Origin of the sequence: Metabacillus arenae, from assembly GCF_014773385.1 — a bacterium.
In the GTDB taxonomy this organism is placed as follows: domain Bacteria; phylum Bacillota; class Bacilli; order Bacillales; family Bacillaceae; genus Metabacillus_D; species Metabacillus_D arenae.
In genome coordinates, this window is sequence record NZ_JACXAI010000025.1 from 76076 (window position 1) to 91448 (window position 15373).

At 38.1% G+C, this 15373-nt stretch carries 16 protein-coding genes; 11 read left to right on the top strand and 5 right to left on the bottom strand.

The window, feature by feature from the left end; genetic code table 11:
• Positions 1-335: 335 nt before the first annotated feature.
• The 4 genes from IC621_RS17985 (at position 336) to IC621_RS18000 (ending at position 4011) form a co-directional block, all read left to right on the top strand.
• Positions 336-1475, top strand: coding sequence for an acyl-CoA dehydrogenase family protein (locus IC621_RS17985; RefSeq protein WP_191160000.1), 1140 nt, complete (start codon positions 336-338; stop codon positions 1473-1475).
• Positions 1476-1656: 181 nt separating this feature from the next.
• Positions 1657-2019 (top strand): cytochrome c550, encoded by a 363-nt coding sequence (gene cccA, locus IC621_RS17990; RefSeq protein ID WP_191160030.1) that lies wholly within the window; start codon positions 1657-1659, stop codon positions 2017-2019.
• Between the two features lie 161 nt (positions 2020-2180).
• Positions 2181-2897, top strand: coding sequence for a tRNA (adenine(22)-N(1))-methyltransferase (locus IC621_RS17995; protein ID WP_191160002.1), 717 nt, complete (start codon positions 2181-2183; stop codon positions 2895-2897).
• Entirely contained in the window at positions 2890-4011 is a 1122-nt protein-coding gene (locus tag IC621_RS18000; protein ID WP_191160004.1) for a Nif3-like dinuclear metal center hexameric protein, read from the top strand. Before IC621_RS17995 ends, IC621_RS18000 begins: the two co-directional genes overlap by 8 nt.
• 223 nt (positions 4012-4234) lie before the next feature.
• Here the strand turns inward: IC621_RS18000 and IC621_RS18005 are convergent, their stop codons facing one another.
• Both IC621_RS18005 and IC621_RS18010 read right to left on the bottom strand, forming a co-directional pair.
• Positions 4235-5185: a 4-hydroxy-3-methylbut-2-enyl diphosphate reductase gene (locus IC621_RS18005; protein ID WP_191160006.1), complete on the bottom strand. Its 951-nt coding sequence runs from the start codon at positions 5183-5185 to the stop codon at positions 4235-4237.
• A gap of 121 nt (positions 5186-5306) precedes the next feature.
• A complete protein-coding gene (locus IC621_RS18010; protein WP_224752623.1) occupies positions 5307-5963 on the bottom strand; it encodes a YqfQ family protein in 657 nt (218 codons plus the stop codon).
• A gap of 507 nt (positions 5964-6470) precedes the next feature.
• Between IC621_RS18010 and IC621_RS18015 the strand changes: the two genes are divergently transcribed.
• Both IC621_RS18015 and IC621_RS18020 read left to right on the top strand, forming a co-directional pair.
• Positions 6471-7787, top strand: a complete 1317-nt coding sequence (locus tag IC621_RS18015; RefSeq protein ID WP_191160008.1) for a DEAD/DEAH box helicase — start codon at positions 6471-6473, stop codon at positions 7785-7787.
• 12 nt (positions 7788-7799) lie between these two features.
• Complete coding sequence (locus tag IC621_RS18020) at positions 7800-8693, top strand: deoxyribonuclease IV (protein ID WP_191160010.1); 894 nt, start codon at positions 7800-7802, stop codon at positions 8691-8693.
• Between the two features lie 283 nt (positions 8694-8976).
• On the opposite strand, the gene IC621_RS18025 is transcribed toward IC621_RS18020, so the two are convergent.
• Positions 8977-9231 (bottom strand): DUF2624 domain-containing protein, encoded by a 255-nt coding sequence (locus IC621_RS18025; protein ID WP_191160012.1) that lies wholly within the window; start codon positions 9229-9231, stop codon positions 8977-8979.
• 122 nt (positions 9232-9353) lie between these two features.
• On the opposite strand from IC621_RS18025, the gene IC621_RS18030 reads away from it, so the two are divergent.
• The 4 genes from IC621_RS18030 to IC621_RS18045 all read left to right on the top strand — a co-directional run bounded on the left by IC621_RS18030 (position 9354) and on the right by IC621_RS18045 (position 12522).
• The gene (locus tag IC621_RS18030; RefSeq protein ID WP_191160014.1) at positions 9354-10241 is read left to right on the top strand and encodes a YitT family protein; all 888 of its coding nucleotides are present in this window, start codon (positions 9354-9356) and stop codon (positions 10239-10241) included.
• 261 nt (positions 10242-10502) lie between these two features.
• Positions 10503-11276 (top strand): metal ABC transporter ATP-binding protein, encoded by a 774-nt coding sequence (locus tag IC621_RS18035; RefSeq protein WP_191160016.1) that lies wholly within the window; start codon positions 10503-10505, stop codon positions 11274-11276.
• A complete protein-coding gene (locus IC621_RS18040; RefSeq protein ID WP_191160018.1) occupies positions 11273-12115 on the top strand; it encodes a metal ABC transporter permease in 843 nt (280 codons plus the stop codon). Before IC621_RS18035 ends, IC621_RS18040 begins: the two co-directional genes overlap by 4 nt.
• Positions 12112-12522, top strand: a complete 411-nt coding sequence (locus IC621_RS18045; RefSeq protein WP_191160020.1) for a Fur family transcriptional regulator — start codon at positions 12112-12114, stop codon at positions 12520-12522. The genes IC621_RS18040 and IC621_RS18045 overlap by 4 nt, the downstream gene beginning before the upstream one ends.
• Before the next feature lie 62 nt (positions 12523-12584).
• Here the strand turns inward: IC621_RS18045 and IC621_RS18050 are convergent, their stop codons facing one another.
• Positions 12585-13184, bottom strand: a complete 600-nt coding sequence (locus IC621_RS18050) for a 5' nucleotidase, NT5C type (protein ID WP_191160022.1) — start codon at positions 13182-13184, stop codon at positions 12585-12587.
• Between the two features lie 260 nt (positions 13185-13444).
• Here IC621_RS18050 and IC621_RS18055 point away from each other — a divergent pair, with 260 nt between their 5' ends.
• Positions 13445-13849 carry a DUF308 domain-containing protein gene (locus IC621_RS18055; protein ID WP_224752624.1) on the top strand — a complete coding sequence of 135 codons (405 nt, stop codon included), beginning with the start codon at positions 13445-13447 and terminating at the stop codon, positions 13847-13849.
• Positions 13850-14029: 180 nt separating this feature from the next.
• Here IC621_RS18055 and ispG read toward each other — a convergent pair whose 3' ends face one another.
• Entirely contained in the window at positions 14030-15142 is a 1113-nt protein-coding gene (gene ispG / locus IC621_RS18060) for a flavodoxin-dependent (E)-4-hydroxy-3-methylbut-2-enyl-diphosphate synthase (protein ID WP_191160024.1), read from the bottom strand.
• Positions 15143-15373: the final 231 nt, after the last annotated feature.

Here is a 15373-nt window from a genome sequence, read left to right on the forward strand (position 1 = left end):
AAATCCTGAAGGAAAAGATAAAAAATATTAACAATTATTGTATGTTAACGCTTTCTAATCTAATTAAAATAAAAAGGCTTATTTACTAGCTAACAGGTATGTACCCGAATCTCTGTGATGTCTGCCCACATAAAGTTTACGGAAATAACATCATTACCTTCTCCATTTATTCTTCTTGTCATATATTTTACTGAATTGTCTTTTGTTTTGCAAATGCGATTGGAGATTACCTCGCTTTTATTAGAATAAATTTTATTGAAGATTATAAAAGTTGAGAAAATTTACCTCTAACCGTATAATTAATTTGAAAGCGCATACAGGGGTGGGGAGATAGGATGAATTTTGCGTTAACTCAAGAGCAGCAGCTAATTAAAAAAGTGATTAAAGAATTTGCCGACGGTGAGGTTGCACCAGGAGCCGAGGAACGAGATAAGACAAAGGCGTTTCCGAAGGAAATATTTAAAAAACTTGGAAAGATAGGGATGCTTGGTTTACCGTTTCCTGAAGAATATGGTGGAGCCGGAGCAGATACAGTCAGTTTTGCGATTGTAACAGAGGAACTCAGCAGGGCTTGCGGGTCAACCGGAATTACTTATTCTGCCCATATATCACTTGGGGGAGCACCGATTTATTTGTTCGGAACACCTGAACAAAAGGCAAATTACTTACCTTCGATTTGCAGCGGTGAATCATTGGGGGCCTTTGGTTTAACAGAACCGAACGCTGGTTCAGATGCTGGAGGTACAATGACAGTAGCAAATGAAGAAAACGATGAGTTTGTCATCACCGGTAATAAATGCTTTATAACAAATGCTAGCTATGCAAAATTTCTCGCGCTTACAGCAATAACAGGAAAAACGGGGGACAAGAAAGAAATCAGTGCGATTATCGTACCAACAGATACAGCTGGATTTAAAATAGTGGACAATTATGAAAAAATGGGCCTTAATTCATCCAATACAACAGAATTAGTATTAGAGAATGTCAGAGTCCCGAAAGGAAACATGCTGGGCGAACGAGGAAAAGGGTTCAAACAATTTCTTATCACACTTGATGGCGGGAGAATTGGAATAGGTGCCATGGCCTTAGGAATTGCTCAGGCTGCATTTGATCGTGCATTAGCATATGCAAAGGAAAGAAAGCAGTTCGGTCATACTCTTAGCAGCTTCCAAGCTACTCAATTTAAATTGGCAGATATGGCGATGAAGCTTGAGCTTGCCAGAAATCAAGTTTATAAAGCAGCATGGTTAAAAGATCTAGGCAAACCTTTTACAAAAGAGGCCTCTATGTGCAAATTATATGCATCTGAAGCGGCAACTGAAATCTGTAATCAAGCCATTCAGATTCATGGTGGATATGGATATATGAAGGATTACCATGTTGAAAGATTATTAAGAGATGCAAAGCTTTGTGAAATAGGTGAAGGTACAAGCGAAATTCAGAGAATGGTCATTGCCCGTCAAATCGGCTGTTGAAGAATACCAATCCTGGAACTTCATCCTTTGTGATGAAGTTTTTTGTCTAATTCGTGAACTTTATTACAGAAACTTTTAATTGTACTTTCACTTCATGTAAAATTAAAGTAAAATAGAGTTTGTTTGAATCTTTTTATATATTTCTAACTTAGGAAACACTGTACATAAGGGAGGTTACATGATGAATCGCAATCCGCTCATACCTTTTGCTTTAGTCGCAGTACTCGGCATTGGCCTTATGTTCCTTTTATCATTTAAAGGTCTTGGCGATATGAAGGAGTTAACGGGAGAGGGAAAAGAAGAGGAAAAAACGGAAGATGTTGCAAACGCTTCACCTGAAGAAATCTTTAAGCAAAACTGTACAAGCTGTCATGGTCAAAACCTGGAAGGGGGAGTAGGTCCTGCTCTTGCGGGTACCAGCTTAGGTGAAGATAAAATTAAAGAAACCGTAACAAACGGTAAAGGTTCAGGGATGCCGGCATTCCAGGGCACCATTCCTGATGATAAGATTGCCGAATTGGCTAAATGGATTACCGAACAATAAAGTGGTAAAATGAGAAGGTCCTTTGCTTATGTAAAGGACTTTTTATTAATTTAAGACCCCCTTATGTGATTAAAGCGCTATTCAGTAAGAATAAATTATCAATGTCCAGAGAGCCATGCGCTTTTCTTATAAAAAAGAACCTTAAAAGTTGTGGTGAAAGAATGAACGAATTAAACCTATCGAAACGTTTACAAACTGTTGCAAAATACATAGTAAAAGATTCAATTTTTGCAGATATCGGCTCAGACCATGCCTATTTGCCTTGTTATGCGATTTTAAACGGATTGGCTAAAGGAGCTGTTGCAGGAGAAATAACAAACGGACCTTACCAATCTGCCATGAATCAGGTGAAAAAAAATCAGCTCGAGGAGAAAATTGTTGTTCGAAAGGGAGATGGCCTGGAAGTAATTAACCCTGGTGAAGCACAATGTATTACGATTGCGGGTATGGGCGGCTCACTAATCGCAAAAATTCTCGAGGAGGGAAAAGACAAGCTGAATTCTGCAAAGAGGCTAATCCTGCAACCAAATATTCATGCCGTTCATATTCGCAAGTGGCTCCTTGCCAATGGGTGGAGGCTGATAGAGGAGGAAATCTTAGAGGAGGACCAAAAACTCTATGAGGTGCTTGTCGCAGAAAAAGGGAATCCTAATGAGCCTTATGAGGGAATCAACCTGGAAGCAGGACTCTTAATGGGACCTATTTTATTAAAAAAGAAGAATGAAGTGTTTAAGAAAAAATGGCACAATGAAGCAGAGCATTGGGAAAAAATTATTGAAAAGTTAAGTTTAAATAGTGATAATCCGGAAAATAAAACAAAGAGAAAAGAACTTGAAAATTTATTAGCTTTAGTTAAGGGGGGATTATGCCATGAGTAAAGTAGCAAACGGGTACGAAATTATCCAACTATTTGAAAGCTATTCACCTCAAAGATTCGCTGTAGAGGGTGATAAAATTGGCTTGCAGATAGGAACACTAAATAAACCGATTCATAATGTCATGATTACTTTAGATTTACTAGAAGAAGTAGCAAATGAAGCGATTGAAAAAAAAGTTGATTTAATTATTGCTCATCATCCGCCAATTTTCAGGCCGTTAAAAAATATCGTAACAGACAAGCCTGCTGGAAAAATCATCGAAAAATGCTTGAAAAACGACATTGCTGTCTATGCAGCCCATACAAACCTTGATGTTGCCGATGGAGGGGTAAATGACCTTTTAGCAGAAGCACTTGGTTTAACGGATACAGAGGTGTTAGCTCCAACATTCACTGAACCATTAAAGAAACTTGTTGTTTTTGTTCCAAAAGAAAAAGAGAACGTCGTTCGTGAAGCGATTGGAAATGCAGGAGCAGGGCACATTGGAAATTACAGTCATTGTACATTCAAATCTAATGGAACTGGAACTTTTCTTCCATTAGAGGAAAGTATTCCTTATATTGGAAATAAAGGGAGTATGGAATTTGTAGAAGAAGTACGTTTAGAAACTATTTTCCCTGCATTCCTTCAGAAAAAAATAATAAAGGCAATGGAAAAGGCTCATCCATATGAAGAAGTAGCTTATGACATCTATCCCTTAGATAATAAGGGGGAGGAAAAAGGACTTGGCAGAATCGGAAACCTTCCTGAGGAAATGACTTTGCAGCAATTTGCAGAGATGATTAAAAAATCACTTCAGGTAGAAGGAGTTCGTATGGTTGGTTCTCCACACAGTATCGTGAAAAAAGCAGCCGTCCTTGGAGGTGACGGTAATAAATATATTCACACGGCAAAATTTAAAGGTGCAGATGTGTTTGTAACAGGTGATTTATATTTCCACGTTGCTCATGACGCTATGATGATGGGATTAAATGTGATTGATCCCGGGCATCATGTTGAAAAGGTCATGATGCAAGGAGTTACAAATGTTCTCCTATCGATGTGTAATGAAAAAGAATATGAAGTCAGTATTTTTCCTTCTGAAGTAGATACTAATCCATTTAAGTTTATATAACTAGGGAGTGGACCCGTTTCAAAGCTTAGGGTACAAACGCTATAAGACTCTCTTGATAAGGCAACTCTAGTTTTAGGAGGATAGGCTCTGGAATCTCAGCCACGTTAGGCGTTAGAGCTAGGGCGAAGGTACCATTCTTTATCATGACCTTTATATTTTAATTTTGGAAACTATAAGTAAAACCCGGTTCCACTTTAAAAAGTGAACCGGGCTTTCCTTTTTATTAGGCTTGTTTTTTCGATTTAATTTTCGGTAAGATTTTTTGTAATGGAACCTTTCTTTCGCGCACCCAAGTACTTTCATCGTTCTCATCAAATTGATTTAAGAAGTTGATAACTTCTTTTGTAATTGGGGTTGGAGTAGAAGCCCCTGCGGTTACAGCCACTTTCTTAACGCCTTTTAACCAGTCTAATTGAATTTCAGTTACATCCCCAATTCGGTATGCAGTTGTGCCGGCAATTTGCTCTGAAACTTGAGCTAACCGGTTGGAGTTATTGCTTTTTGGGTCTCCGACAACAAGAGTTAAATCTGCTTCGTTTGCTTGCTCTGCTACAGCCTCCTGTCTAACCTGGGTAGCTAAGCATATTTCTTCATGATACTCTACGTGAGGAAATCTTTGCTTTACTTTTTCCATGATGTCATAAACATCCCATTGGCTCATTGTTGTTTGATTTGTGACTATAATTTTGTCATTTTCAAGTGTTAAATTCTCCACGTCTGCTTCATTTTCAACTAAATGGACAATGTGAGGGGCAACTCCGATCGCGCCTTCTGGCTCTGGATGGCCTTTTTTACCAATGTAAATAACATCATAGCCCTCGGACTCTTTTTCCTTAATTAAGTCATGTGTCTTTGTGACGTCAGGACAAGTAGCATCTAATGTAACAAGACCTTTTTCTTCGGCAAGCTTACGAACCTCAGGGGATACACCGTGAGCAGTGAAAATAACTGTACCCTTGTCCACTTGCTTTAAAATTTCAAGCCTATTGCTTCCGTCTAATGTAATAATTCCATCTTCTTCAAATGCATCTGTTACATGTTTATTATGAACAATCATTCCTAAAATGTAGATTGGCCTCGGTAATGTTTTATCTAATGCCGCATTTTTTGCTATAACCATAGCGTCTACGACGCCATAACAGTATCCACGCGGTGAAATTTTAATAATTTCCATACATCTTCCTCCTAAAAAGGTATAAAGGAGAGCACATAATAGAAAAAGCCGTTAAACACGGCTTAAAACTCTCATAATCTCTTAATATTATAGCTGAAGATACAGGAGATTACAAAGAAAGTTATACATATAAACGAGGTATGGAAGCACCACTGCTTTTTTTCTTTTTTGATGAGGTTGACGCTGCGGGTTGTTTGGCAGGTTTCTGTTTCAACGGCTTCTCTACATTTTCTTCTTGAGAAGGTGGTTCCTTTTGATTTTTTGCTTCAATAGGTTCTTTATTTTCCGTTGTGGATTCTTCCTCATCGCCTGAGTCGCTGTTTTTTAATTGACTATAAATTTTAATCATGGCCGGCAAATTTTTTACTAAGGGACCATATTGTTGAACTACTGGGGTTACTTGCTGAGCTATACCAAGCACTTTTTGTACATTCCCAAGCATGCCCGTTATATTAGAAGGATTCATAAGCCCCTGGAGTCCCCCTGAAGCACCAGCAGAGCCCGCCTGAATATTAGCAGCGCCTTGTGCTCCAGGCATAAAGCGGGATAGAAGTCCTTTTAGTCCTCCACCTCTTCCAGCAGCTTGCATAGCACCTTGCCCAAATGGCTGACCAGGAAAACTTCTAAACCCGTTATTTCCCATATTAAATCCTTGATTTCGGATCCGGCCGCCCATTCCGCCAAATACGTTTCTGCTAGGAGGCCCGGGAGGCATTTGCCGTGGCGGAAAAAAGCCTCTTGAATTGGAAGGCGGCATCTGTCGTTGTTGCCCAAACATAGATTTTTCTCCTTTCAAACAATCTAATCATCCTATCTATAAACTATGCGAAAATGTAAAAAAGGTTTTTAAACACTTATGAAAATTGGAGTTTTCACTAAGTTTCAGTTATAATGTTTTGATGGATGAACATCGTTAATTTTGAAGCTGTTTTCGCAAACTTTGTTGTTGCAAAGAAAAGAGACAGCATCTTTCTTAAGTCTAGGACGAGTACCAAGACGAGCTTGAAAAAGGGCTTATGCCTCTCTAAGAAGTTGGCTTGTGACCTCAGGCGGGCTAGGCGCTGGAGCTGGACAACAAGGAAAAGCAGAAGCGCCTTGACCAGCCCCGACAAGCACAAGACAAGCCTCACGAAAAGGCTGTCTTTGCCTTTTGGGGAGGATTGGCTTGTGACCTCGAGGGGCTAGGCGCTGGAGCTGGACAACCCTGAAACAATGTCAATTGGTTTTCAGAAAAGAGCAATTTTAAAAAAGACGATTTTGTTCATATAAAAAGGAGTTGTCATTAATGGAAGCATCAAAGTTTAAGGTTTTTAATCTTAAGCCGTTTATAATAGAAGCGATTACGGATAGAGGATTTTATGAACCTACAGAAGTCCAAACACGAATTATTCCTTCTGCATTGAAGGGTGAAAGTGTGATTGGCCAGTCACAAACTGGGACAGGAAAGACACACGCATACTTAATCCCCCTATTGAATCAAATCAATCCAAAAAAAGACAAAGTACAAGCAATCATTGCTGCACCGACACGCGAATTAGCAGATCAAATTTATCAAGAAATAGGTAAAATGACAATGTTTTCTCCAGATGGAGAAGAAATTCGCACAAAAAAAATGGTTGGCGGGACAGATAAACAAAAAACGATAGATAAACTGAAAATACAACCCCATTTAGTTGTTGGAACACCAGGGAGAATTAATGATTTAATTAAGGAGAATGCTCTCCTTGTCCACAATGCTTCCACTCTAGTAATAGACGAAGCTGATATGATTCTTGATATGGGATTCATTGAAGATGTTGACCGTATCGCATCCAGTATGGCTGAGGAAATTCAAATGCTGGTTTTTTCAGCAACGATACCAGAAAAACTAAAGCCGTTTTTGAAAAAATATATGGAAAATCCAAAATATACACATGTAGCGCCAAAACAAGCAACTGCCGTTAATATAAGCCACGTGTTAATTCCTTCTCGTCATCGCGATAAAGGAAAGGTTCTCTATGATATGTTGAAAGCTTACAACCCATATTTGGCCATCGTTTTTACAAATACAAAGAAACAGGCTGAATATGTCGCGCAAGGTTTAGCAGAAAAAGGCTTAAAGGTAGGCCGCATTCATGGCGACCTCTCCCCGCGCGAACGAAAAAAAATGATGAAGCAAATTAATGATTTGGACTTCCAATTTGTTGTTGCTACCGATCTTGCTGCAAGAGGTATTGACATTGAGGGGGTTAGTCATGTCATTAACTATGAGCTGCCTTCAGATCTTGAATTTTATATTCATCGTGTAGGAAGAACTGCTCGTGCAGGCTACTCAGGGATTGCAACGACAATTTACGAATTGGCTGATGAAGATGCATTAAATAAACTTGAAAAAATGGGCATTACCTTCCAATATAAAGATCTTATCGATGGAGAATGGAAGGAGTTGGACGATCGCCACAAACGCAGAAAAAGAAAAAAATCAGCAAATGAAACTGATAAAATGGCAAAAAGCCTTGTAAGAAAACCTAAAACAGTTAAACCCGGCTATAAAAAGAAAATGACCCAAGAGATGGATCAGATAAAAAAGAGACAGCGTCGTTTAAACCGGAGAGGAAAATAGGAGGAGAAAGTAATGGTTAAGATCGGTTCACATGTATCTATGAGTGGGAAAAAGATGCTGCTTGCATCAAGTGAGGAAGCTGCATCATATGGAGCAAACACCTTTATGATTTACACAGGAGCCCCGCAAAATACAAGACGAAAAAAAATAGAAGAGTTAAATATTGAAGCAGGAAGAGCTCACATGAAGGAACATGGTATTGAAGAAATAATCGTCCATGCTCCATATATTATTAATATTGGAAATACGACGAACCCGGCAACATTTGAATTAGCTGTAGAATTTTTACGGTCCGAAATTGAACGGACAGATGCTCTTGGGGCAAAGCAAATTGTTCTGCATCCAGGGGCACACGTAGGAGCAGGTGCTGAAATAGGGATTCCCAGAATTATTGAGGGCCTTAATGAGGTTTTGGATCAAAAGGAAAATGTCCAAATTGCTTTAGAAACAATGGCAGGTAAAGGGTCTGAATGTGGACGGAATTTTGAAGAACTGGCCAAAATCATTGAAGGTGTGACCCATAATCAACATTTATCGATCTGTTTTGATACATGCCATACCCATGATGCCGGATATGATATCGTAAATAACTTTGATGATGTATTGAACGAATTTGATAAAATCATTGGGCTTGACCGTTTAAAAGTTCTCCATATTAATGATAGTAAAAATGTAAAAGGTGCAGGAAAGGACCGGCACGAAAATATCGGCTTCGGACATATCGGGTTTAAAGCATTGAATTATATTATTCATCACCCTCAGCTTACAGACCTACCAAAAATATTGGAAACTCCATACGTCGGTGAAGATAAAAAGGATAAAAAACCACCATATAAATTTGAAATTGAGATGCTTAGAAATCAAACATTTGATGAAGGAGTTCTTGATAAAATTAAAAATCAGTAATAAGAAAAGCTGAAGGCGCCGGTTTATCTGGGAAAAGCCTAAGACGAGTCATACATCCTCATTCTGGCTCGCCCGAGTGCTTATCTCCGATAGGCGGGCGCTCTGCGCTTTTCGTTCAAAGATAAGAAAGTATAAGTTTTTGTACCAAGTTTTCGTGTCTAGCTCCAGCGCCTAGCCCGCCTGAGGTCATAAGCCACAAATGAATTGAAGGTAAAGAACACCTTCATTTCATTTGCGTCTTATGCTTGCCCTAGGTTGAACAAGGCGCTTGCGCTTTTCTTATTTAATTAGTAAATTTCTGAAAAAGTTGATTAACTTCCTGAGCTACAGCAGGGGAAGTTATTTTAGCAATCTCCTTAAGTAATTTTGTGCGTTCTTCATTTTTGAAAATGTTTATGTTTTTACCTCTCATTAATTGAACAATATCAGCAGCCTGCTGTTGGTTTATGGCAATTTGGTATTGCTTTGCATACTGCATCAATTCATCAACCGTAATATTGTTAAGCTTCTGCTGAATAATTTTTTGAAATAAAATCAAATTTATTCCTCCTCTCAACACAATGTATGGCTGAGGGAAGAAAAAGTGCACTTTTTTTGCAGAATGTTTTATATAATAAAGTAAAAAAGCGTTAGCTTGTTTGCATTGGAAGGGAGAATAAAATGACTCAAATTAAAAAACAGCACAAAAAAGAAAAAACTTCACATGTAATCTACCGCTTTATCATGATAGCGATTGGAGCAGTACTGGCAGCGGTTTCAATTGAACTTTTCCTTGTGCCAAATAATATTATCGACGGTGGAATTATCGGGATTTCTTTAATATTAGATTATCTAGCACAAAATACTATACCATTTGTTAATTTTGGGGTATTAGTTATCTTATTAAACCTTCCTTTTATGTATTTTGGGTACAAGCAAATTGGGAAAACATTTATGATTTCTTCGATATTCGGCATAGTGGGGTTGGCGGTTGTCGAATCATTTCTCCATCATTTTCATCCATTTACAAGTCAGCCAGTTTTAGCTGCTGTTTTTGGCGGACTTATTTTGGGTGTAGGCGTTGGTTTGGTTATTCGCCATGGCGGTGCAATGGATGGAACTGAAATCCTAGGTATCCTTTTGACAAAAAAATTACCCTTTTCAGTCGGGGAATTTGTCATGTTTTTTAATATTTTTATTTTTGGTTGGGCAGCATTTGTGTTTGGTCCAGAACAAGCTATGTATTCAGTAATGACTTATTATATTGCATTTAAAACAATCGATACCATTATTCAAGGGCTTGATGAAACGAAGGCGATTATTATCGTTTCAGACCAATTTGAAGAGATTTCTGATGCGATATTGCAAAGGCTTGGCCGCGGTACAACAAAGCTAAAAGGCAAGGGCGGATACACAGACGAAGAAAAGGATGTCATATATGCGGTTGTCACGCGACTAGAAGTAACCAAGTTAAAAGCTATTATTCATGAGATTGACCCACAGGCATTTATTACCATTATGAATACCCAAGAAACAAAGGGTGCCAGATTTAAATCAGCTATTCATTAGCATTTTACTTTACTTAATTCATCACTTTATGTATAATTCTTATGTTTGAATGGTAACATTCACTCTTAACGGATGGAAATCGTCAAACTTCTGATGAAACATGAAGATGAAAACTGCCTGCAGGTCCGATTGATTCAAGTAACCCTCACAGAGGGAAGTTTATTTTATAAATATTGCATAAATGGTCTGCTTCAAGAAAGCTGCCATTTTTCTTTTACCTAATAAATCGTAACGATTCTTACTAAAATGAAGGTGAGTAATATGAAATTACCAATTATTGAGATAAAAGACTTATCTTATAAATATGAGAGACAGAAGGTTTTGGAGGATATCAACTTAACGGTTAAAGAAGGTTCGTTTTTAGGTCTTGTAGGACCTAATGGTTCAGGAAAAACGACACTCCTTAAATGTCTTTTAGGCTTGTTAAAGCTTCAAGAAGGAGAAATAAGATTGTTTGGAGAGGATATCCACAAGTTTAAAAGATGGCATGAGGTTGGATTCGTTTCACAAAAAGCAAATAGCTTTAATACTGGTTTTCCGGCGTCAGTTTTTGAAGTCGTATCAAGTGGATTGACAGCAAAACTAGGTCTATTTAAAAAAGTTTCAAAGCAAGATAAAGAAAAAGTATACCAGGCGATCCAGGCAGTTGGTTTAACAGATTTTTCAAGAAAGAACATAGGTGAACTTTCAGGAGGCCAGCAACAGCGGGCCTTTATTGCTAGAGCATTAGTAAGTGATCCCAAGCTGTTGATTCTCGACGAACCAACAGTCGGTGTAGATGCTGTCACTGTTCAAAATTTTTATGAAATGCTGGAGGATCTTAATTCAAATTTTGGGATTACGCTAATTTTAGTGACCCATGATGTCGGGACAATTACAGATAAAGTGACACATGTTGCCTGTTTGAATAAAAACCTCCACTTTCATGGAAATTCTGCAGAATTTGAAGCATTAAATGAACAGGGGCTTTCAGATTTTTATGGTCATTCTGTCCATGTTTTAACCCATGACCATCATGGAGGGCATCACTCATGATTACCAGTTTTTTTCAATATGAATTTCTGCAAAATGCTTTATTTTCAGGAATATTAATTGGCTTTATCGCTCCTTTGCTTGGGGTGTTTGTTGTTGTAAGAAGGCTGTCTTTAATAGCTGATGCCCTAAGTCATGTTACATTGGCCGGAATTGCAGCCAGTTTGCTGTTAGAGAAGAAATTAACCGGTTTTGCTGGGTTGAATCCAATTTATCTTGGAATGACTTTCTCAGTTACAGGATCACTTTTTATAGAAAAATTAAGGCTGGTTTATAAACATTATCAAGAACTGGCCATCCCAATTATCCTTTCAAGCGGCATTGGATTAAGCGCCATTTTTATTTCATTGGCAGATGGTTTTAATACAGATTTGTTCAATTATTTATTTGGAAGCGTAACGGCTGTAACCCGTTCAGATTTATTTATCATCTTGGTAATAAGTCTTTTAGTTTTAGCAGTCATTTCCTTTTTGTATAAAGAGTTATTTTTGCTTTCATTTGATGAAGAATATGCATCAGCTTCTGGGATACAGTCAAAATGGATTCATTTTATTTTCATATTGACAACTGCTTTAGTCATTGCCGGATCGATGCGGATTGTTGGCATTCTTCTCGTATCTTCTTTAATGACTCTGCCTGTTGCTGCAAGCATTCGGATCGCAAAAGGATTTAAACAAACGGTTTTCTTTTCTGTACTATTCGGCGAAATTTCTGTTATTATAGGATTAATCTTAGCCTATAATTTAGATTTAGCTCCAGGAGGCACGATTGTGATCCTGTCAGTTTTAATTCTTATCATTACGATTATAGGTAGTAAGCTTCAAAGGGGTTTTAGTAAATGAACGTACAAGATGCCTTGTTAGCCATGAAAGAAAAAGGCTATAAATATACAAGTAAGAGAGAGGAAATGTTGGAGCTTTTTGCGAATTCTAATAAATATTTAACAGCGAGAGATGTCCTTCAAGCTATGATCAATGACTACCCAGGCTTGAGTTTTGATACAATTTATCGAAATTTATCTTTATTCGTGGAATTAGGTATATTAGAGGCAACAGAGCTGTCTGGAGAAAAACATTTTCGTTTTTCTTGCGCTGTATCGCATCATCATCATCACTTTATTTGCCTTCAATGCGGCAAAACGAAGGAAATTGAAACCTGCCCCATGGAAAAGCTAGCAGAAAATTTTTCGGGATTTGAAATTAGTGGCCACAAATTTGAAGTATATGGAAAATGTCCGGAGTGTCAATAGATGGAAAAAAACGGAAGCCCTTGTCGGTATCTGGTATCGTATGAAAAGGTTTGATCAATTGATCAAACCTTTTCACTATTTACAGCAGTATACAGTTTGTCGTTAGAAAACCAATGCTCAACTTTTTCCTTTGCTTCTCTCCAATGATCGACCCGAAAGACATTTGAAGGAACAGGGTCTTGATTATAAGGAGTATTAAATAGTATAACCGGGATATTAAATTCTTCACTAATCATACAGGCATTATCATGCTTGTCCTCAAAAAAAACATCGATTTGATTATTCCTTACTGCTTTTAATTTATTATGGGATCCAATAAGTTCAATATGATGATAAAAAAGTTTTTGTTTTTCAAACCATTCAAATGTAATATTTGTTAAATGACTTCTTCTGGCGCTAATGAAAATAAGCTGATGTAATTCCTTCCATTGGTCAAGTACTTCTTTCGCATATAGTGCAAGCGGTGCTTCCTTATATATAAATGGTTCATGTTTATCCATCCATTCCCAGAATTCCTGTTCTGAAATCTTTAAAATTGTTGTGAGATCATATTCCTTGATATCTTCGTACTTAATACCAAGCTGAAAGGATTTGTTTAAATGTGGAACAAATGTCTCGGGTGCAGTGACTGTTCCATCTATATCGATACCTAAACGCAGCATAGTGTACAACTCCCTCGGGTGTATTCATTCACTAAGTTTATCCCACTCTTAACAGGCAGTAAACCCCCATTTTCCAAGAAATTAACGAAGATACTTGTAACCACTGCACGTGTTGACTGTTTTAACAATCCTTCAGATGTGGATTTTTCACTCCACTGATCACAAACGATTGTCAAAGGCAGTAATCTTTAACAGTTATAGTTGAAAGAATAATACTCATACTATAAATGCTCCTTACTTTTGAAAGCGAGGGGATTTAAATGGCAGATGAAAAAAATTACGACTATCACGGAGAAACAAATAATAAGGATCTGCGTGAATACCATGATTACCGTGGCACATCTTTTGATCGTGACAATGAGTACATGGAGGAAACAGCTGCAGAAGTTGCAGCTCCAGTCGGTGTAAATCAAGGTAGTGAAAGACAGTTTGATGGAGCGGAAGAAAAGGATCGGCCAGAAGCAGGCGAAGGCAGGCGAACTGGTTTTATCGCATTAGCTTTATCCATCGTATCTTTGTTTATTCTGCCTGTCATTTTAGGAGCAGCAGGTATTATCGTCGGCTTTATTGCACGTCGAAGAGGAGCAGAAGGATTAGGCGGCTGGGCTATCGGTATTGGAGCAGTATCCATTATATTAGGGATATTTGTTCAGCCATTTTTTTAACCTCAATGGTTAAAAAGAAAAAAAGCAGCCAACGGCATTTGCCGTTGGCTGCTTTTGGTTGAATCAGATTAAAATGATTAGCGCTTTAAATTAAGCTGCCGCTGCTCAGCTCGAACGCAAAAAGGACGTCTTAACTTTATCCTTGGCTAAACGGGACATAGCGCCTGCCGATATTCTTAATTAAATAGTTTGTTTTGCTTTTTCAGCATTTTGATTAGCGAAGTATTCCTCAGCAATTTTATCAATTTCTTTTTTCAGTTCCTCTACCATAGTTTCTTCCGGCACTTTCCGAACCGTTTTTCCTTTGCGGAATAACAGACCCTCCCCGCGGGCTCCTGCTATACCAATATCTGCTTCACGAGCTTCACCTGGACCGTTAACAGCACAGCCCAGTACGGCAACTTTAATAGGAGCTTTAATAGTGGAAATATATTCTTCCACTTCATTTGCAATACTGATTAGATCTATTTCAATTCTTCCACATGTTGGACAAGAAATAAGAGTCGCAGCATTTGAAGCAAGTCCAAAGGATTTTAACAATTCACGTGCTACTTTTACTTCCTCTACAGGGTCAGCACTTAAAGAAATGCGGAGCGTATTTCCGATACCCATGCTTAGAATAGCTCCAAGACCAGCAGCACTTTTAACCGTACCAGCGAAAAGAGTACCGGATTCAGTAATACCTAAGTGAAGGGGATAATCAAATGCTTTAGCAGCCTTTTCATACGCCTCAATCGCTAAATTTACATCAGAAGCCTTCATAGACACGATAATATCATGAAAATCAAGATCTTCAAGGATTTTGATATGATGCAATGCACTTTCAACCATGCCATCTGCAGTAGGATATCCATATTTATCTAAAATCCTTTTTTCTAAAGAGCCAGCGTTAACTCCTATTCGGATAGGGATCCCTTTTTCTTTAGCTGCATTAACAACGGCTTCCACTTTTTCACGACGTCCAATATTTCCTGGGTTAATTCTAATTTTGTCTGCTCCGCCCTCAATCGCTTTTAAGGCTAATTTATAGTCAAAATGTATATCAACCACTAATGGGATATTGATCCGTTTTTTAATTTCAGCAATAGCATCAGCGGCCCGTTCATCAGGACATGCTACCCTGACCACTTGACAGCCTGCTTCTTCCAATCTGTTTATTTCAGCTACTGTTGCTTCAACGTCATGTGTTTTGGTTGTTGTCATACTTTGGATGACTAATTCATTATTTCCGCCAATTGTTAAATCTCCAACTTTAACGGGACGCGTCTTCGTACGATGTGTGATTTGACTCACGAGTCTATCGCTCCTTCGTATTAAAAAAGTTTTATGATTCGGCTTGATCAAAGCCTAAAACTTTAACTTTTCTATGCCTATCCTCAACATTGTAACAGTGAACCTGCAAAATTGACAAGATATACGAATTTAATTGATCGAGTCAAGTACTTGTGGGAGTTTTTTTCTGAAGCTTGGTATCTCCTCTTTTGTGTATTGTTCTGACCTTTTTATGGTAACGCTTCCCCTTTT